The sequence below is a fragment of the Streptomyces sp. NPDC021080 genome, from assembly GCF_044333225.1.
GTDB lineage: Bacteria > Actinomycetota > Actinomycetes > Streptomycetales > Streptomycetaceae > Streptomyces.
This window is the reverse complement of sequence record NZ_JBIRQM010000012.1, coordinates 202,946-222,318: the sequence shown is the minus strand read 5'-3', so window position 1 is coordinate 222,318 and position 19,373 is coordinate 202,946. Positions and strand designations below refer to the sequence as shown.

Sequence of the window (19,373 nt, the reverse complement as noted above, 5' to 3'; positions counted from 1 at the left end):
GGCGTCCCTGCCCCGGGTGCAGGATCGTCCCCTGCAACCACCGCAATGATCGATCAAAGGTTCCGATGATCGATCTCTCGGCGTCAAGAGAGATCCGCCGCCAGGCTATCGCGCATCCGGGACGCCGGACGTCAGGGTCCGTGTGGCCCACCCCACAGATACCCCCGTGCACCCCCGGGACAGGCGGTCGCCGGGCCCGGGAGAGGGTGAACTCGGCGACCGCCAAAGGGGTTACCAGGGACTCCGGGAAGGGATCTCCCCCCTTCCCGACGGCACCGGATCCCATGGGGGTACGGACCGCCTGCCCCCTCGGAACCACCTCAATCCCCCGAACCGGAAGTTTTCTCCGGCCCCCGAACTCCTTTCACCCCCTCCGCCCCTGCCCGCCCCCAAGGTCTCGGCTTCGCTCGACCAGGGGGGACCCCCATCACCCCTGGGGCTCCGCCCCGGACCCCGCTCCTCGAACGCCGGAGGGACTGAAACTCACGCAAGCCACGACGCACCCGCAGTCGGCCGCGCACGGAAGGGGCCGTGCCGGTACATCAGATGCCCGCAGGCCGGACGGATCGGAACCCACGCCCACTTCGAAACCCCGGTGGGATCCGTCCGGATGCGGGCGGATGTACCGGCACGGCCCCGACCCACCCACCGCACCGCACCGCACCCGACGAACGGCCCCGCCCTGCCCCGCACCCGAAGCGCGAACACCGCGCCGACGCCCCCACTACGAGGTGCACACCCGCTGCCCCGACTGCAACCCCAGGCAAGCCCTCACGGAACCAACGTCCTTCACCGCCACCATCGGCGTGTACGTATCCACATCCGTACCGACCACAGCCGTCTGCTTCGCCGCACCGCCCGACGACACCTCGACCCGGTCACCCACCGCCGCCCGCGTGACCCGGGCCCAGGCGACCCCGCACGTCTTGCTGTACCGCACCTCCACCAGCGCGGTCCCCACCGTCACGCTGGTCGTCGTCCCGGCCAGGCGACCGGCGCACCCCATGCTCTCGGGGTCCTTCCCGACGCACGAGGCCCCGGCGCACTTCACCCCCGGCGGCAGATCGGGCCGGGCACGCGCGGAGGCCGCCGGTGTCCTGGGCGTACCGCCCGCGCCCTTCTTCTCCCCGCCCCGGGTGAGCTGGACGGCGGCGACGACGAGGGCCGACACCACCACGACACCGGCGACGACCGTCGTCAGCCGGCGCGTCCTCAGTCGGCGCGTCCTCAGCGCGGCGTCCCCCTTCGGGCCGGCACCGACGGGCCGCGCGTCCTGGGGCTCCGGCATCCCGGCCGCACGGGCCGACCCCACCGGACCGGCGACGGAACCCCCCGCCTCCACGCCCCCCGGCACGGCCCTCGACCGGGCTATGCGCAGAGCCTCCATCGTCGTGTCGTGGCGCATCTCCGAACGGCTCCAGGCACGCTCGGCCAGCTCCCACATCGTCGCCAGATGGACGGGACTGGTCCCGGTGACCTCGGCGAGCGCGACGACCGCCCCCTTGGGCGCGAGCAGCCCGCCGTTCAGGTACCGCTCCCAGGACGTCCTGCTGTAACCCGTGCGGTCGGCGACGCCCGCGACACCCAACCCGCTCCGGTCGACGAGCAGTCGCACCTGCCCGACGAACTCCGCGACCTGCGGATCGAGTTCATCCGGCAGAGCCTTCCAACGAGGCATTCTCTCCCCCACTTTTCCCCCGGTACGGGCCCAACTGCCGCCGTACGCCCGCCGGTCCGTGGTCCAGTGTTCCACCGGCCCGCACGGGAGGGCAGGGGCGAAGGGCGAGGGGTGAGCGGACGGGAACGGCAACGACCGCCCGGGAGGCCGGAGTTGGGGCGGTTCCCGTCACACGGCGCGCACACCGTGCCGGAATGGTCACTTCCGTGCCACAGCGGACCGCGGGCTGTTGAACAGGCCGTTCTCGTGCACAAGGGTTGACCCCGGGCGGAACACTCGCCCGACCGCGGTCCGTCCTTGACTCGGGGGAGAGGACGGGCCGCCGTCGTTCCCGGACCCGGAGAACGACGGGGCCCGCCCTCCCCGAAGGAGAGGACGGGCCCCGGCACGCTCAGGCCTGCCGGCACGCACGCCGTCCGCGGTTCAGCGGACCGTGAAGTGCAAGGTGTCGTCGAGGAACGGGATCTCCAGCAACGGGCCGGGCTGGGCCATCAGCGCGAGCACCACGATGGCGCCGCCCAGGACGGTGTAGGTGAGCATGTCCGTGAAGCGGGAGCGGACCGCGAGCATGCCGACGCTGGGCAGCATCCATCGCATCACGGCACCCCCGAGCAGCGCGGCGCCGATCAGGATCGTGCCGACGCGGAACACGTCGAGCGCGGTGAGCAGCAGGCCGAGCGCGACGGTGGACAGCACCGCGAGGATGGGCCACTGACGCGCGGGCGCCGGGGCGTCCCCGGACGCCGCCCGGCCGCCGCCCTCGGGCCGTGCCGTGTCACGCGTGAACAGCGGGAAGCGCCGCGTGGTGCGCCGCGGCTTCCCCTGGGAGTCGGGGGCGCTGATCGCGTCCCGGACGGTCTCCTCCTCCACCCGATCACCCTCGGCCCCGGACGCGCCCCCTGCCCCAGCCCTCGCCCTGGACCCGGACGCGACCGCAGCCTCGGCCTCGGACGCGACCTCAGCCCCGACCGCAGCTTCGACCTCGGCCTCGGCACCAGCACCAGCCTGGCCCTCGCTCCGGCCCTCGGCCCGGTCCTCGGGCTCCGCCTCGGCCCCGGTGACGGCGTCGCGCAGCGCGCTCTCCGCCTCCCGCACGGCCGACTCGGCGCCGCCGCGCGCCGCGCCGGCCCCGGACTCGTGGGTGTTGCCGTCAGCCGACACTGCGCTCCGCCGCTTCCACCACGTTGACGAGCAGCTGGGCACGGGTCATCGGGCCGACACCCCCCGGGTTCGGGGAGATCCAGGCGGCGACCTCGGCGACGTCCGGGTGGACGTCGCCGACGATCTTGCCCTCGGCGCTGCGCGAGACACCGACGTCGAGGACGGCGGCGCCCGGCTTCACGTCCTCGGCCCTGATGAGGTGCGCGGAACCGGCGGCGGCGATGATGATGTCGGCGCGCTTGAGGTGCGCGGAGAGGTCACGGGTACCGGTGTGGCACTGGGTGACCGTGGCGTTCTCGCTGCGCCGTGTCAGCAGCAGCGGCATCGGACGCCCGATGGTCACGCCGCGGCCGACGACCACGACCTCGGCACCCTTGATCTCCACTCCGTAGCGGCGCAGGAGCGTGAGGACACCGTTCGGGGTGCAGGGCAGCGGGGCGGGCTCGTTGAGGACGAGACGCCCGAGGTTCATCGGGTGCAGGCCGTCCGCGTCCTTGTCCGGGTCCATCAGTTCCAGGATGCGGTTCTCGTCGATGCCCTTGGGGAGCGGCAGCTGGACGATGTAGCCGGTGCAGGCGGGGTCCTCGTTCAGTTCGCGGACCACCGCCTCGATCTCCTCCTGGGTGGCGGTCGCGGGCAGTTCGCGCTGGATGGAGGCGATGCCGACCTGGGCGCAGTCGCGGTGCTTGCCCGCGACGTACTTCTGGCTTCCGGGGTCGTCCCCGACCAGGACCGTCCCGAGGCCGGGCGTGACGCCCTTTTCCTTCAGGGCCGCCACGCGGACGGTCAGGTCGGACTTGATCGCGGCTGCGGTGGCCTTGCCATCGAGAATCTGGGCGGTCATGCCCCCCATCCTCCCGGATGACGCGGCCCAGGTTCCAATCCGGGTCCGCACCGGCTCCGTAACGGCCTTCCAGCCACCTCCCGGAGGCCGCCAAACGCCCGATTCACCCGTATCCGGCCATGATCACTCATTGCACTTGGACAACACATACGGAATCGCGCTGGACAAGTAAGAGACTGCTAAAGAACGATGAGCACACACAGTGTCGCGGGCAGTACCGGGGGGACGGACCGCTCTGTAGAAATTCCTCCGAACCGTGCCGCGCGTAGTCCCCGCACCAGGCAACGGAGGAAACCCGCCATGAGTTTCGGCGACCCGAACAACCCCTACGGCCCCCCGCCGCAGCAGCCTCCCGCCGCACCGCCGGCCGCTCCCGTCTACGGGTACCCGCAGGCCCCGCCGAGCGTGCCCCCACAGGGTTACGGCTACCCGCAGCAGCCCGCGTACCCCGGCTACCCGGGCGGCAACATGATGCCGCAGAGCATGCCCGGCCTGCTGATGACGGCCCGCGTCTTCCTGTTCATCATCTCCGCGGTCCAGATCCTGGGAGCGCTCGCCTGGTTCTACGTCGCCGCCTTCGTCAGCGACGTCGGGGACGCGGCGGACCGCTACAGCACGTCGTCCGACGACCCGTTCAACACGTTCAGTGACGGCGCCGGCGCCGCGTCGGGCCTCATCGTGCTGCTCGCCCTGATCGCGACGGGCCTGGCGGTCCTGTCGATCACCCTGGGCGTGAAGTTCAGCAAGGGCGGCCAGGGCGTCCGCATCACCACCGTCATCTACGGCGCGCTGGGCGGGATCGTCGGCCTGCTCGCGCTCTTCGCGGGCCTCGACTCCGGCCTGGCCTCCGCCATCCTCTTCCCCCTGATCTGGGTGGTGTTCGCGGCCATCATCACGGCTGCCCCGGTCGTGCCGAGCGGCACGGCCTGGTTCAACCGCCCCCGCTACTGAGGGTCCGTACACGCCGAGGGCCGTGTCCCACCCCGTGAAGGGGGGACACGGCCCTCGCGTTTCGTACCGGATCAGTGGAAGAAGTGCCGCGTCCCGGTGAAGTACATCGTGATGCCCGCCTTCTTCGCGGCCTCCACGACCAGCTCGTCGCGGACCGAGCCGCCGGGCTGGACCACGGCCTTGACGCCCGCGTCGGCGAGGATCTCCAGGCCGTCGGGGAACGGGAAGAACGCGTCCGAGGCGGCGTAGGAGCCGCGGGCGCGCTCGGCGCCGGCCCGCTCGACCGCGAGCTTCGCGGAGTCGACACGGTTGACCTGGCCCATGCCGACGCCGACCGAGGCGCCGTCCTTGGCGAGCAGGATCGCGTTGGACTTCACCGCGCGGCAGGCACGCCAGGCGAAGGCCAGCTCGTCGAGCTCGCCCTCGCTCAGGGCGTCACCGGTCGCCAGCGTCCAGCTCGCCGGGTTGTCGCCGGCGGCCTGGAGCCGGTCGGTGACCTGGAGCAGCGCGCCGCCGTCGACGGGCTTGATCTCGACCGGGTCGGCCGGAGCCCTGTGGGCCCGCAGCACGCGGATGTTCTTCTTCTTGGTGAGGGCCTCGAGGGCGCCGTCCTCGTACTCCGGCGCGACGATGACCTCGGTGAAGATCTCCGCGACCTGCTCGGCCATCTCCTTGGTGACCGGGCGGTTGACCGCGATCACACCGCCGAACGCGGACAGCGGGTCACAGGCGTGCGCCTTGCGGTGCGCCTCGGCGACGTTCGACGCGACGGCGATCCCGCACGGGTTGGCGTGCTTGATGATCGCGACGCAGGGGTCCTCGTGGTCGTACGCGGCACGGCGCGCGGCGTCCGTGTCCGTGTAGTTGTTGTACGACATCTCCTTGCCGTGCAGCTGCTCGGCCTCGGCGAGGCCGCCCGTGCCGGAGGTGTAGAGGGCGGCGGGCTGGTGCGGGTTCTCGCCGTAGCGCAGGGTGTGCGCGCGCTGCCAGGTGGCACCGAGGAAGTCGGGGAACTGCCCCGCGGCGGAGCCGCTGTCCGCCGCAGCGTCGACCGGCGCGTAGTCGGAGGCGAACCAGGAGGCGACGGCGACGTCGTACGCGGCCGTGTGCTGGAAGGCCTCGGCGGCGAGCCGCTTGCGGGTGCGCAGGTCAAAGCCGCCGCCCTGGACGGCGGCGAGGACGTCGCCGTAGCGGTCGGGGCTGGTGACGACGGCGACGGAGGGGTGGTTCTTGGCCGCCGCGCGGACCATCGAGGGGCCGCCGATGTCGATCTGCTCGACGCACTCGTCGGGGGTGGCCCCGGACGCGACGGTCTCCTTGAACGGGTAGAGGTTGACGACGACGAGGTCGAACGGCTCGACGCCGAGCTCGGCGAGCTGCTGGCGGTGGCTCTCCAGGCGCAGGTCGGCGAGGATCCCGGCGTGGACCTTGGGGTGCAGGGTCTTGACGCGGCCGTCCAGGCACTCGGGGAAGCCGGTCAGCTCCTCCACCTTGGTGACGGGCACGCCGGCCGCGGCGATCTTCGCGGCGGTGGAGCCGGTGGAGACGAGCTCGACACCGGCCGCGTGCAGCCCGCGGGCCAGCTCCTCGAGTCCGGTCTTGTCGTACACGCTGACGAGCGCGCGCCGGATGACCCGCTTGGTGCCCTCGGTGCTCTCGGCCGTGACTGTGCTGTCGGCGGTCACTGGATAACTACCTTTCGTCCCTCAATGCGATAGCCGTTGCGGGCGAGCCGCCCCACGACATCGACGAGCAGCCTTCGCTCGACTTCCTTGATGCGCTCGTGCAGAGCGCTCTCGTCGTCCTCGTTGCGGACCTCGACCACGCCCTGGGCGATGATCGGTCCGGTGTCGACGCCGTCGTCGACGAAGTGGACGGTGCAGCCGGTGACCCGGGCTCCGTACGCGAGCGCGTCACGGACGCCGTGGGCGCCGGGAAAACTGGGCAGCAGCGCGGGATGGGTGTTGACGAACCGTCCGCCGAACCGGGCGAGGAATTCCTTCCCCACGATCTTCATGAACCCGGCGGACACGACGAGGTCGGGCTCGTACGCGGCGGTCGCCTCGGCGAGCGCCTGGTCCCACTCGTCCCGGCTGCCGTGGTCCTTGACCTTGCACACGAAGGTCGGGAGCCCGGCACGCTCGGCCCGCGCGAGCCCCTCGATGCCGTCCCGGTCGGCACCGACGGCCACGATCTCGGCACCGTAGGCCGCCGGGCCCGCCTCCGCGACGGCGTCGAGCAGGGCCTGCAGATTCGTACCTGATCCGGAGACCAGCACGACGAGGCGCTTGGTCTTGGCCACGAGGGGGCCCTTTCTCGGGGGAGCGTTTGTACGGTCGTACGAATGCTTCGCGCCCCGGGATACGGGGAAGTCTACGAAGCGGCCGACCGTCAGCAACGATACCGGCACACCGGGCGGCCCCCACGGGACGGGGGCGAGGCCGGAAGGTAGCGTCTGGGGAGGATCCACCCGGGAACACCTCCGGCACGGGGAACGCCCTGTGCGCGCGGGACGTTGACCTGGGACGAGAACGAATGTCCGGGGCGTGATCCCGGCACCGCCTGCGGCACGGGCCCCGGAGACATCCGGAGCGCGTACCCGGGGGTACGAAACTCGGGACGCGAGTCCGGAGTGCGAAGCCGTGTGGACACGCCGCCTGCCAGAACCACCAAGGGGAAGACGCTCACCTGATGCCGGACCGCAGTCTCCGACTCCCTCCGCTCCTGCTGCGCGAGCGGCGCCCTTCGTCCACCCCGCCGAGGCCGGGCGGGGACGGCTCCACCGGCGGGCCCGGCTCCGCGGACGGGAACGGCGGCTCGGCGGGCACGAGCGGCTCGGACGGGCACGGACCCGACGCGCCCGGCACTCCCCCGACCGGCCCGTCCTCCTCCGGCCAGGACGACAACCCGTTCGCGCCGCCGCCGGAGGGGACACCCGACCGGCCCTGGCAGCCGCGCCGGCCCGGTCAGGGCTCCGGCGAGAACGGCGGGGACGGACAGCAGGGCCCGGGGCACTCCCCCTGGGGCAGCCAGTGGAGCGACCGGCAGCCCGGTCCCTCCAGCGGCGGCGGCTTCGGCGACCGGCCGCGCGCGCCGCAGGGACAGGGCGGCCCCGAGGGCCCCGGCGGCACGCCCGGCGGGGGCATGCGCTGGGACCCCACGGACCCGGCCCAGCGCCGCGCCCGTTACGCACTGCTCTCGGGCATGTGGGCGTTCTTCTTCGTCCTCTTCGGCTGGCCGTACGTGGCCCTGCTGCTGGGCGCGCTCGCCCTGTACTGGGGCGGCAGCGCGCTCCGTTCCAGGTCGCGCACGCCGGACCCGGACGCCCCGGCGCCCGATCCGAACATCCGCCCGCAGATGACGGCCGCGGTGAGCGGCATCATCACCGCGTCGCTGGCCATCGTGCTGGTCGCGGGAGTCTTCACCGCCCACCTCGTCTACAGCGACTACTACTCCTGCACGAACGACGCCCTGACGAACGCCGCGAAGAAGTCCTGCAACGACCTTCTTCCGAAGGATCTGCGCGGACTGCTGGGCACCCACGACTGACGCCCCTCCTCCTGCCCGGGGACCGTCACCGGGCAGGAGACCGGTCCACCGTGGGCTCCTGCCCGGAGTCCCGCCGGACCGTGCGCGCCCACCGGTCCCCGCCCGCCCCTGACCTGCGGGCCGCAACCGGTCCCGGGGCGCGGGGCAGAAGACCGGTCCGGTTCCGGCGGGCTCCCCGGCGGCTCCGGCGGACTCCCCGCGGCCCGGAGAGGTCACGGGGATGTTCAGGCCGGGCAGGCGCGCATCCGACGCACACGCGCCGGCCGGAACCCCGGAGGAACCTGCGGGGCCCGCCGGGACCCGCAGGACCTCACCCAGGCCCGCGAGAGCCGGTGCGGGTCAGCGGGGCGAGCTGCTTCCCGGCGCGTCCGGGCCCGGCCCCTCCGCGCCGCCCTCGGTTCGCGGCCCCCGCCCGTCGGGGTTCTCGGACATCTCCCGGTGCTCCGTGCCGTCCCGGTTCTCCGCACCGTCCTGGTGTTCCGGGTCCTCGGGATCCTTCCCGTCCGACGGGTGCTCCCGATCCTCCGGGTCTTCGGACCCGGGAGGAGCACCCGCCTTCCTCAGCGCCTCCCAGCGGGTCTCCCTCGACAGGTCCCCGTACCAGGCACCCGCGGGGGCCTCCCCCGGCAGCAGGTCGTACGGCTCGAAGGGGTCGTAGGAGTCGTCGGGGTCGTAGGCCTCGTACGGGTCGAAGCTCTCGACGACGGACTCCAGCACCGTGGGGCCGGTCCAGCCGGCAGTGGACGGCGACCCCTGGAGCGGGACCGGCATCGGCACCGAGGAGGTGCCCCGGCGCCACGGCGTCCAGGCGCGCATCCGCGACCGTGGAGTCACCCCGGTCCCGCGGGCGTCCGGGCGAGCCCCCGCGCCCCTGACCGCCGCGCGCCCCCGGTTCCTCCACTCGGCCGCGCCCACCGCGACGGGAATCCCGACGACCGCCGTCCACACCGCCGCCACGGGCCCCACCTGCCACCACACCGGACCGAAATGGCTCAGGGCGTGGACCCCCAGCGGCCCCCCGGCCAGCCCGGCGAGCACACCGAGCGCGGCACCGCACCCTCCGGCGGCGATCGAGACAACGGCCACCGTCCGCCCGAGCGGCCAGGACTCCTCCCGGCCCGCCGTTTCCGGCGCGGCCCCCGCCCGCACCGCGAACCACGCCACCGTCACCGCGGCGGCCAGCGGCACCAGCCCGCTCAGCCAGGCCGCCGGTGCTCCGGACCCCGCTCGCGGCAATGCCGCGAGCAGCGGAAACGCGGGGAGCAGATCGGCCACGGTGTGCGTCCCCGGCGCGGCCAGCGGACCGGCGACATGACCCGCGCTCAGGACGACCCCGGGCCCGAGCCCGTACGCCGCCCCCCACACGGCCGCGTTCGGCACCAGGACCAGACACAGCAGCAGTACGGCGAACCGGCCCGACCACACCCCGGTGAGCTGGACGAAGGAGGCGCGTGCGGTGTCCCCGTGCCACACGAGCGACGCCGCCACGAGCAGGGCCCCGCCGCCGACGAGGACCGCGACCCCGGCCGCGGCGGCCCGTGCGGCGGCGCCGAGCACCCGGTCGTCGGCGGCGACGAGACGGCGAACGGACGAGAGCGGACGCCCTCCGGCCGTTCCGGTCGAACGCCCCGCGGTCCGGCGCCCGCCGGGGAGCGGAAGCACCGTCGCGGCCCGCCTCCCCCGGAGTGGCCTCGGGCTCCAGGGGCGCCCGTGCGCCGTCCAGACCCCCGCCCCCGCGGCCGTCACCGCGAGCAGCGGCAGACAGATCGCCGCCCAGGCCCAGGAGGGGCGCAGCGTGCCGCCCGAGGCGTACAGCGCGGCGGCCCAGCCGACGGAAAGATAGCCGGCCACGACACCGGCCCACGCCGTACGCGGCGACGACTCCGACGTGACGTCGGCCGCCTCCCGTGCGGCCCGGTGCAGCAGCCACACGGGAAGGGCGAGCAGGAGAAGCGGCGTCACCCCCACCGGCATCGGCACGCCTGACAGGGTGTCGGTGCGGATCAGCTCCACACCGTGGGCGAGCAGCCAGAGCGCGGCGGCGGCATGCAGCGCCCCGCCCGGCCCGCTGTCCGGGTACGGCGAACTGATCCACAGCGCCATGACGAGGACGGCGAACGAGGCGAGGCCGAGCCCTGCGGCGAAGGCGCCGCCCAGGAGGCTCGCGGCCAGTCCGGGTGATCGGTCGCGCATCCGGGTGAGCAGGTGCGACAACGAGAGCCTGCGGTCGGTGATTTGGGTCACGACCCTCATGCTCCCAACGACACGCGCTTTCCCGTCGTAACAGGCGAACCCCGGATGTGTCGCTCAATATGCAGTTATGTACTTCTTCGTACGAAGGGGCAACCTGTGGAACCCGACCTGACACAGGGCCCCGCCTCCCCGCTGCCGGCGCCCAAGGAGCGCCGTCGTCTACGCGAGAACCGGTCGCTCACACAGGCCGACATGGCCGCCCGGCTCGGCGTCAGCCGGGCGACGGTGCGCTCGTGGGAGGCCGGCCGCTCGGCCCCGCGCGGCCCTGTGCGGGAGGCGTACACGAGGCTGCTCCTGGCCGATCCGGCCCTCCCCCGGGCGGAGGTGAACACCCCTCAGGAGGACGTCGCCCCCGAGCTGGTGGGCGCGGGGACGGGAACGAGGGCAGGGGCGGGGACGGGGACGGGGACGGGAAAGAAACCTTCCTCTCGAGTCGGGGAGCGGCCCGGGAGGAACCGGGTCGAGGCGCGGATCGCCGAGGAGCTGCTCGCCGGGGACGGGAACGAGGACTCCGGGCTCTCGGAGCCGTCGCTGACGCCCGCTCAGGCCTTCGACGCGCTCTACTCGTTCTGCGCCCCCGCCCTCGTACGACAGGCCTATCTGCTGACCGGGCGGCGCGAACTGGCCCGCGAGTCCGTGGAACGGGCGTTCCAGCAGGCCTGGTACCGCTGGCCCGAGGTGGCCGTGGACCCCGACCCGGCCGGATGGGTGCGCGCGACGGCGTACGAGTACGCGCTCTCCCCCTGGCACCGGCTGCGCCCCCGCTACCGTCACCCGGAGGCACCACCCGCCGACGCCGCCGACCGTGCCCTGCTCGACACGCTCCTCGACCTGCCGCCGGTGTACCGCCGCACCCTGGTGCTGTACGACGGCGTGGGGCTCGGGCTGCCGGAGACCGCGGCCGAGACGGAGGCGAGCACGCCCGCGGCGGCCAACCGGGTGCTGCACGCGCGCGAGGCCGTCACCGCGCGGCTGCCGGAGCTGACGTCGCCGGAGGATCTGCACCGGCGGCTCGCCGAACTCGCGAGCGCGGAGCAGCTGCGGGCCGCGAAGCCCCGCACGGTCCGCTGGTACGGCGAGCGCCGGGCCCAGCAGTGGACCCGGGCGGCCATCGCCTTCACCGCCCTGCTGATCGGGGTGACCGTCCTGACGCTGGGCACCGCCCCGGACCACTACGAGGCCCCCCTCGCGCCGCCGGAGACCATCCACGGCCTGCCGCCCCGGGCCGCTCCCGGGCCGCTCTCCGCGGCGGAGGTCAAGCTCCGCGCCCGGCTGAGGGCCCAGGAGATGAACGGCCCGGAGCGACTGATCCCGGAGAACCGCTGACGTCCGTGACGCGGAACGCCGGGAACGCGGAACGCCCGTGACACGGAACGCCGGTGGGCCCGCACCCCCGAAAAGGGTGCGGGCCCACCGGCGTTCGGTCGGGCGAGGACTCAGCCGGCGAGGATCTCGCGCGCCAGCTTGGCCGTCTCGGTCGGCGTCTTGCCGACCTTGACGCCCGCGGCCTCGAGGGCCTCCTTCTTCGCGGCGGCCGTGCCGGAGGAGCCGGAGACGATGGCGCCGGCGTGGCCCATGGTCTTGCCCTCGGGCGCGGTGAAGCCGGCGACGTAGCCGACGACCGGCTTCGTCACGTTGGCCTTGATGAAGTCGGCCGCGCGCTCCTCGGCGTCGCCGCCGATCTCGCCGATCATGACGATCAGGTCGGTGTCGGGGTCGGCCTCGAACGCGGCGAGCGCGTCGATGTGCGTCGTACCGATGACCGGGTCGCCACCGATGCCGACGGCGGAGGAGAAGCCGATGTCACGGAGCTCGTACATCATCTGGTACGTCAGCGTGCCGGACTTCGAGACCAGGCCGATGCGGCCCGGCTTCGTGATGTCGCCCGGGATGATGCCGGCGTTGGACTGGCCCGGGGTGATGAGACCGGGGCAGTTCGGGCCGATGATGCGGGTCTTGTTGCCCTTCGACTTCGCGTACGCCCAGAAGGCGGCGGAGTCGTGGACGGCGATGCCCTCGGTGATGACGACCGCGAGGGGGATCTCCGCGTCGATCGCCTCGACGACGGCGGCCTTGGCGAAGGCCGGCGGCACGAAGAGGACGGACACGTTGGCGCCGGTCTTCTCCATGGCCTCGGCGACCGTGCCGAAGACGGGGATCTCGTTGCCGTCGATGTCGACGGAGGTGCCCGCCTTGCGCGGGTTCACGCCACCGACGATGTTCGTCCCGTCCGCGAGCATGAGCTTGGTGTGCTTCATGCCCGTGGCACCGGTCATGCCCTGGACGATGACCTTGCTGTCCTTGTTGAGGAAGATAGCCATGGCTGTTTAGTCCCTCGTCCCTTACTTCGCAGCCGCGAGCTCGGCGGCCTTGTCGGCCGCGCCGTCCATGGTGTCCACGCGCTGGACCAGCGGGTGGTTGGCGTCCGACAGGATCTGGCGACCCAGCTCGGCGTTGTTGCCGTCCAGACGCACGACGAGCGGCTTGGTGACTTCCTCGCCCTTGTCGGCGAGCAGCTGGAGCGCTTGGACGATGCCGTTGGCGACCTCGTCACAGGCGGTGATGCCACCGAAGACGTTGACGAAGACGGACTTGACGTCCGGGTCGCCGAGGATGATCTCCAGGCCGTTCGCCATGACCGCGGCGGAGGCGCCGCCGCCGATGTCGAGGAAGTTGGCGGGCTTGACGCCACCGTGGTTCTCACCGGCGTACGCGACGACGTCGAGGGTGCTCATGACGAGACCCGCGCCGTTGCCGATGATGCCGACCTCACCGTCGAGCTTGACGTAGTTGAGGTTCTTGGCCTTGGCGGCGGCCTCGAGGGGGTTGGCGGCCGCGTGGTCGACCAGCGCCTCGTGGTCGGGCTGGCGGAACTCGGCGTTCTCGTCCAGCGACACCTTGCCGTCGAGGGCGATGACCTTGCCGGAGGCGACCTTGGCGAGCGGGTTCACCTCGACGAGGAGGGCGTCCTCCTTGATGAAGGTGTCCCACAGCGTCACCAGGATCTCGGCCACCTGGTCGGCGACCTCGGCCGGGAACTTCGCCTGGGCGACGATCTCGCGGGCCTTCTCGATCGACACGCCTTCGTTGGCGTCGACCGGCACCTTCGCGAGGGCGTCGGGGTTCTCCTCCGCGACGACCTCGATCTCCACGCCGCCCTGGACGGACGCCATGGCGAGGAAGGTGCGGTTCGTGCGGTCGAGGAGGTACGAGACGTAGTACTCCTCGACGATCTCGGGCGCGGTCTCGGCGATCATCACCTTGTGGACCGTGTGGCCCTTGATGTCCATGCCGAGGATGTCCGTCGCGCGGGCGACGGCCTCGTCCGGGGTGGCGGCGAGCTTGACGCCGCCGGCCTTGCCGCGGCCACCGACCTTCACCTGGGCCTTGACGACGGACTTGCCGCCAAGACGCTCGGTCGCCTCGCGGGCTGCCTCAGGCGTGTCGATGACTTCACCGGCCAGCACCGGTACACCGTGCTTGGCGAAGAGGTCCCTCGCCTGGTACTCGAACAGGTCCACGCGCGTCCGTCCCTATCAGTGATCTCGCGGTTCGTTGGATGCGTGGGCGTGCCGCGAAGGGCAACGTGACGTCCGCTGTCACAAGGGTGGCGCACACGGTGTCCGAGCGCGCGGCATGTCCGTCTCGCAGGTTATCGCCGCGGGGCACGGGACCCTAAATCGCAGATCACACCTCAGCGGTGATACCTGTCACAGATCGGGCCCGGACGGCCCCTCACCAGGCCCGGAATCACCTGGTGAGGCCCCTGTGAGCAGCTGCGGAGGGCCCGGCGCGGCCGGCCTCGCGGCTCGGGGGCCGGCCGCGCCGGGCGCTCAGGGGTCCGGTCGGGTGGATCCGCCGGCTTTCGGCCGTCCGGGTCCCCCGACCCGCCGGGAACGGGCCGCCCTCGGTGAGGACGGAGCCGCTCGCACCGCGTCCGGCCGGTCGGGACGGGCCCGCTCGCACCGCGTCCGGCCCGGTCGGGGCGGGGCCGCTCACGCCGTGTCCGGCACCGGCAGCGGCCGCTTCTCGATCGCCGCCGCCATCACCTCGGGGAACAGATCGGGTGTGCAGGCGAACGCCGGCGCGCCGAGCGCCGCGAGCGCCGCCGCGTGCTCGCGGTCGTACGCGGGCGCCCCCTCGTCGGACAGCGCCAGCAGCGCCACGAACTGCACCCCGGACGCCTTCATCGCCGCGACCCGCTTCAGCATCTCGTCACGGATCCCGCCCTCGTAGAGATCGCTGATGAGGACGACGACCGTGTCGGCCGGTCTGGTGATCTGCGACTGGCAGTAGGCGAGTGCCCGGTTGATGTCCGTGCCGCCGCCGAGCTGGGTGCCGAAGAGGACGTCGACCGGGTCGGCGAGCTGGTCGGTGAGGTCGACGACGGCCGTGTCGAAGACGACGAGCCGGGTGGCGATGGACCGCATCGACGCCAGCACGGCACCGAACACGGAGGCGTAGACGACCGACGCCGCCATCGACCCCGACTGGTCGATGCAGAGGACGACCTCCTTCTTCACGGACTGCGAGGCCCGCCCGTAGCCGATCAGCCGCTCGGGCACGACCGTGCGGTACTCGGGCAGGTAGTGCTTCAGGTTGGCCGCGATCGTGCGGTTCCAGTCGATGTCGTGGTGGCGGGGTCTGCTGATCCGGGCGCTGCGGTCGAGGGCGCCGGTGAGCGTGGCCCGGGTTCGGGTGGCGAGCTTCTTCTCCAGGTCCTCCACGACCTTGCGCACCACGGCCCGCGCGGTCTCCTTCGTCGTCTCCGGCATGGCCTTGTTGAGGGAGAGAAGGGTGCCCACCAGGTGCACGTCGGCCTCCACCGCCTCCAGCATCTCGGGCTCCAGGAGCAGGGCGGAGAGCCCGAGCCGGTCGATGGCGTCCCGTTGCATCACCTGGACGACGGAGGAGGGGAAGTAGGTCCGGATGTCGCCGAGCCAGCGCGCGACCGACGGCGCCGACGCCCCGAGCCCCGCCGAGCGGTCCCGCCCCGGCCGCCCGCCGCCCCCCTTCCCGTAGAGCGCGCCCAGCGCCCCGTCCATGGCGGCGTCCCGGCCGGAGAGCACGCATCCGGTGCCGTCCGCCTCGTCGCCGCCGAGCACCAGCCGCCATCGCCGCAGCCGCTCGTCTCCCGCGGTCACCGCCGCCTCGGTCATGGAGCCACCTTCACAAGATCGTTTTCGGTGCCGGTGTCTGCGTCGGTCTCGGTGCCGGTACCGGCGTCGCCGGGATCGCCCAGCCCCAGCAGCAGGCTCAGCAACGGCAGGACGGCGTCGGCGCGGCCGGTGTCGAGATCGGGGGCGAACCCGGGTATGCCCGAGCCGGTGGCCCCGGCGTTCGTCCGCGGGGCCGGGCCGCGCCGGACGAGCTCGCCCAGGGTCCTGCGCACCCCCGGCTCGTACGCCGAGAACGTCCGGCGCAGCAGCGGCAGCACGTCCGTGAACGCCTCCGCCGGCACCCCGGTGAGCCAGGTGTCCACCAGAGCGAGCAGCCGTTCGTCGTGCACGAGCAGCATGCCGCCGCCGGAGCCTCCCCCGACGAACCCCTCGATCCACGCGGCCCCGTCCGCGGGCTCCGTCCCCGGCGACAGCACGAGGCCCATGAGCCGTGCGGCCTCCTCCTGCGCCAGCTCCCCTTCGTCGAGGAGCAGCCGGACCGCCCGGCCTCTGACGACCCCCGGCACGGTTTCCCGCGCGGCGAGCACCCGCAGCACCGCGTGCCAGCGCCCTCGGACACCACCGGGCTCGACGGCCCCCGCGGTCGCCTCCCCCAGCAGTCCCACCGCTCCGTGCACGGCGTCGACGTGGCCGCGCATCTCCGCGGCGGCGTCGCCGTCGAGGGCGGCGCAGGCCGGGGGGAGACCGACGAAGACGCGTTCGGCGAGGCCGGCCGCGACGCCGGCGAGAGCACGGGTGTCCGTGCCGCGCACGTCGCCGTAGCGCAGGGAGCGGACGAGTGCGGGCAGGGCCTGCGCGAGATGGCCCACGTCCGCGTCGAGGGCGGCGCGGTCGGCGAGCACCCGCATCACCACGGGCAGCGCGTCCGGCAGCTCGGCGAGCAGGCAGCGCTCGGCGAGGGCCGTGACCTCCGCGAGCGAGGGCGCGCCGACGGCATCCGCCTCGGCCCTGGCCGTCGCGGCGGCCAGGACGGTCGTGCCCCACACCCCGGCCTCGGCGACCCGCACCGACAGCTCCGGCTCCCAGCGGAGCCGCCAGGTCTCCCGGAAGGTGCCCGTGCTGCCGCGGGACACCACGGGCTCGCCCCACGCGATGCCCAGGAGCCGCAGCCGGTGCAGCAGGGTGCTGCGCCCCGCGTCGGTGTCCTTGCGCAGATCCAGCTCGATCTCCCGCTCGAGCGGCTCCGGCTTGAGCCTCAGCCGCCGCTGCGCCCGGGCGAGGTCCCGCTGCAGCGGCACCGCCGGCGCGGACTCCGGCACCTCCCCGAGCACCTCGCCGACCACGAGCCGGTCGCGCACCAGGACCAGCGGGACGTCCGAGCCCTCGCACATCACGGCGCGGACGGCGTCGGTCGTCTCGGTCAGTCCCGGCAGCGGGCGACCGCGCATCGCGGCGAGCGTGCCGGCCAGTCGCACGGCCTCGATGACGTGGGCGGACGACACGCCCCGGTCCTCGTCGCGCAGCAGCCGGGCCACCTTGGTCATCCACCGCTCGACCGGCCGGTCGGGGGCGCTGAACAGATGTCCGTACCAGCCCGGCGAGTCGATGCCCGCCCCGTACCCGCTCGCGCGGGACAGCCGGCGGTGCGTCCAGGGCACCCACGTCAACTGGACCTTGGCCTTGGGCAGGCCCTTGAGGAGGGCCCGGTCGGCGCCGACCGTGGCCCGCTGCCGCAGCGCGGGCACGTGCCAGGCCCCGCACACCACGGCCACGCCGTCCGTGAACTCCCTCTGCGCCGCCCGGATCTGGAGCCGCATGTACGCCTCGCGCACCAGGTCCCGGTCGTGTCCTCCGGCCCCGTACGCCTCGCGCAGCGACGTCATGGCCTCCTCCAGGACGGCGAACGGCGCGAACGGGTCGTCCGCCGCACCGGCCCGGTGCTCGACGACGTCCTCCCACCAGCGTTCGGGATCGTCGTAACCGGCCGTCTCGGCGAGCACCGCGAGGGGGTCGATCCGCACGGCGCCGGTGTCGCGGGGACGTCCGGGACCCTCGGCCGCGGCCGGCCCTCCGGGACCGCCCGCGAAGCCGCGATCGTGCGAGAGGCCGGGGTCGTCCCCGGGCCCGGCCTCTCCTCCGGGGCCGACGGCGTCGGCGTTCCCGGCCGGGAGCGTGCCCTCGGAAGGCGCGGCCCCCGGCCCGTCCCGGTCGGGGTCCGTCTCCTCCCTCTCCCAAGCCAGGGTGTGGGCGGCCGGCAGGTCGATGAAGCGGGCCTCCACCCCGTGCTCCAGGGCCCACTGGATCGCCACCCACTCCGGTGAGAACTCGGCCAGCGGCCAGAAGGCCGAGTGGCCGGGCTCGTCCGTGACATGGGCGAGCAGCGCCACGGGGGGCCGCATGTCCTTGTCGGCGGCCAGCGGGACGAGGGCGTCCGCCTCGGGCGGCCCCTCGATCAGCACGACCCGGGGAGCCGCCGCCTGAAGCGCCGCCCGTACGGCCCGCGCCGACCCGGGCCCGTGATGCCGCACCCCGAGCAGCAGGGGCCCCGGGTCCCGGACCCCCGCTCCACCCTCCGGCGCGGGCGGCCCGGCGTCCCGCCCGGCCCTCATACGCTCACCTCGCGGCAGGCGCGGTAGAAGTCCTTCCAGCCGTCCCGCTCGCGGACGACCGCTTCCAGGTACTCCTGCCAGACGACACGGTCGGCCGCCGGGTCGCGCACGACGGCGCCGAGGATGCCGGCGGCGACGTCGCTCGCCCGCAGGACGCCGTCGCCGAAGTGGGCGGCCAGGGCCAGGCCGTTGGTGACGACGGAGATCGCCTCGGCCGTGGACAGCGTGCCGCTGGGCGACTTCAGCTTCGTCCGGCCGTCGGAGGTGATCCCGTCGCGCAGCTCCCGGAAGACGGTGACGACACGGCGGATCTCGTCCACGCCGTCGGGCACGGCGGGCAGGTCCAGGGAGCGGCCGATCTGGTCGACGCGGCGCGAGACGATGTCGACCTCGGCCTCGGCGCTCTCCGGCAGCGGCAGCACCACCGTGTTGAAGCGGCGGCGCAGGGCGCTGGAGAGTTCGTTGACCCCGCGGTCGCGGTCGTTGGCCGTGGCGATCAGGTTGAACCCGCGCACGGCCTGCACTTCCTGGCCCAATTCCGGTATCGGCAAGGTCTTTTCGGAGAGGATCGTGATCAGGCTGTCCTGTACGTCCGCGGGCACCCGCGTGAGTTCCTCGACGCGGGCCGTCATGCCCTCGGCCATGGCCCGCATGACGGGGCTCGGCACGAGCGCGTCCCGGCTGGGCCCGTGCGCGAGCAGCTGCGCGTAGTTCCAGCCGTACCGGATGGCCTCCTCCGGGGTGCCGGCCGTGCCCTGCACGAGCAGTGTCGAGTCGCCGCTGACCGCGGCCGCCAGGTGCTCGGACACCCAGGTCTTCGCGGTGCCGGGCACCCCGAGCAGGAGCAGGGCCCGATCGGTGGCGAGGGTGGTGACGGCGACCTCGACGATGCGGCGCGGCCCCACGTACTTGGGGGTGATCACGGTGCCGTCCGGCAGGGTGCCGCCCAGCAGATACGTGGCCACGGCCCAGGGCGACAGCAGCCAGCGTTCCGGGCGGGGCCGGTCGTCCTGAGCGGCGAGCGCGGCGAGTTCGGCGGCGAAGGCGTGCTCGGCGTGCGGTCGCAGCGCCTCGCCCGGCCGGCTCTCTCCCCTCTCTCCCGCGGGTGTGTCAACGGACGTCGGTTCAACGGACACGGACATGCCTCGGTCCCCCTCCAGCTCGGCCGGTTCGGATCTGGTTCCACCGTGCACCACGCCACTGACAGT

The 19,373-nt window shown here is 73.3% G+C and carries 14 protein-coding genes; 3 read left to right on the top strand and 11 right to left on the bottom strand.

Going from position 1 to position 19,373, the window contains the following annotated elements; all coding sequences use genetic code 11:
• Positions 1-724: 724 nt before the first annotated feature.
• The 3 genes from ACH4S8_RS28655 to ACH4S8_RS28645 form a co-directional block, all read right to left on the bottom strand.
• Positions 725-1,678, bottom strand: a complete 954-nt coding sequence (locus tag ACH4S8_RS28655; RefSeq protein ID WP_398398984.1) for a DUF2690 domain-containing protein — start codon at positions 1,676-1,678, stop codon at positions 725-727.
• Between the two features lie 423 nt (positions 1,679-2,101).
• On the bottom strand, positions 2,102-2,752 hold the full coding sequence (locus ACH4S8_RS28650; RefSeq protein ID WP_398399180.1) for a DUF3017 domain-containing protein: 651 nt from the start codon (positions 2,750-2,752) through the stop codon (positions 2,102-2,104).
• 76 nt (positions 2,753-2,828) lie between these two features.
• A complete protein-coding gene (locus ACH4S8_RS28645; protein WP_103552807.1) occupies positions 2,829-3,683 on the bottom strand; it encodes a bifunctional methylenetetrahydrofolate dehydrogenase/methenyltetrahydrofolate cyclohydrolase in 855 nt (284 codons plus the stop codon).
• A gap of 300 nt (positions 3,684-3,983) precedes the next feature.
• Between ACH4S8_RS28645 and ACH4S8_RS28640 the strand changes: the two genes are divergently transcribed.
• Positions 3,984-4,634 carry a hypothetical protein gene (locus tag ACH4S8_RS28640; protein ID WP_398398981.1) on the top strand — a complete coding sequence of 217 codons (651 nt, stop codon included), beginning with the start codon at positions 3,984-3,986 and terminating at the stop codon, positions 4,632-4,634.
• Between the two features lie 71 nt (positions 4,635-4,705).
• Here the strand turns inward: ACH4S8_RS28640 and purH are convergent, their stop codons facing one another.
• Complete coding sequence (gene purH, locus ACH4S8_RS28635) at positions 4,706-6,319, bottom strand: bifunctional phosphoribosylaminoimidazolecarboxamide formyltransferase/IMP cyclohydrolase (protein WP_398398979.1); 1,614 nt, start codon at positions 6,317-6,319, stop codon at positions 4,706-4,708.
• Positions 6,316-6,936, bottom strand: a complete 621-nt coding sequence (gene purN, locus ACH4S8_RS28630; RefSeq protein ID WP_398398977.1) for a phosphoribosylglycinamide formyltransferase — start codon at positions 6,934-6,936, stop codon at positions 6,316-6,318. Before purN ends, purH begins: the two co-directional genes overlap by 4 nt.
• Before the next feature lie 389 nt (positions 6,937-7,325).
• Here purN and ACH4S8_RS28625 point away from each other — a divergent pair, with 389 nt between their 5' ends.
• Positions 7,326-8,183, top strand: a complete 858-nt coding sequence (locus ACH4S8_RS28625) for a hypothetical protein (protein WP_398398975.1) — start codon at positions 7,326-7,328, stop codon at positions 8,181-8,183.
• Between the two features lie 339 nt (positions 8,184-8,522).
• Here the strand turns inward: ACH4S8_RS28625 and ACH4S8_RS28620 are convergent, their stop codons facing one another.
• Positions 8,523-10,436 (bottom strand): DUF6350 family protein, encoded by a 1,914-nt coding sequence (locus ACH4S8_RS28620; RefSeq protein ID WP_398398973.1) that lies wholly within the window; start codon positions 10,434-10,436, stop codon positions 8,523-8,525.
• A 108-nt stretch (positions 10,437-10,544) separates the two neighbouring features.
• On the opposite strand from ACH4S8_RS28620, the gene ACH4S8_RS28615 reads away from it, so the two are divergent.
• The gene (locus ACH4S8_RS28615; protein ID WP_398399178.1) at positions 10,545-11,762 is read left to right on the top strand and encodes a helix-turn-helix domain-containing protein; all 1,218 of its coding nucleotides are present in this window, start codon (positions 10,545-10,547) and stop codon (positions 11,760-11,762) included.
• A 110-nt stretch (positions 11,763-11,872) separates the two neighbouring features.
• Here the strand turns inward: ACH4S8_RS28615 and sucD are convergent, their stop codons facing one another.
• The 5 genes from sucD to ACH4S8_RS28590 all read right to left on the bottom strand — a co-directional run bounded on the left by sucD (position 11,873) and on the right by ACH4S8_RS28590 (position 19,307).
• Complete coding sequence (gene sucD, locus ACH4S8_RS28610) at positions 11,873-12,757, bottom strand: succinate--CoA ligase subunit alpha (RefSeq protein ID WP_037626785.1); 885 nt, start codon at positions 12,755-12,757, stop codon at positions 11,873-11,875.
• 21 nt (positions 12,758-12,778) lie between these two features.
• Positions 12,779-13,957: an ADP-forming succinate--CoA ligase subunit beta gene (gene sucC, locus ACH4S8_RS28605; protein WP_037626788.1), complete on the bottom strand. Its 1,179-nt coding sequence runs from the start codon at positions 13,955-13,957 to the stop codon at positions 12,779-12,781.
• A gap of 474 nt (positions 13,958-14,431) precedes the next feature.
• Entirely contained in the window at positions 14,432-15,595 is a 1,164-nt protein-coding gene (locus ACH4S8_RS28600) for a VWA domain-containing protein (RefSeq protein ID WP_398398970.1), read from the bottom strand.
• Positions 15,592-18,165 carry a DUF5682 family protein gene (locus ACH4S8_RS28595; protein WP_398398968.1) on the bottom strand — a complete coding sequence of 858 codons (2,574 nt, stop codon included), beginning with the start codon at positions 18,163-18,165 and terminating at the stop codon, positions 15,592-15,594. Before ACH4S8_RS28595 ends, ACH4S8_RS28600 begins: the two co-directional genes overlap by 4 nt.
• Positions 18,162-19,307 (bottom strand): AAA family ATPase, encoded by a 1,146-nt coding sequence (locus ACH4S8_RS28590; RefSeq protein ID WP_398398966.1) that lies wholly within the window; start codon positions 19,305-19,307, stop codon positions 18,162-18,164. The genes ACH4S8_RS28595 and ACH4S8_RS28590 overlap by 4 nt, the downstream gene beginning before the upstream one ends.
• Between the last annotated feature and the right edge of the window lie 66 nt (positions 19,308-19,373).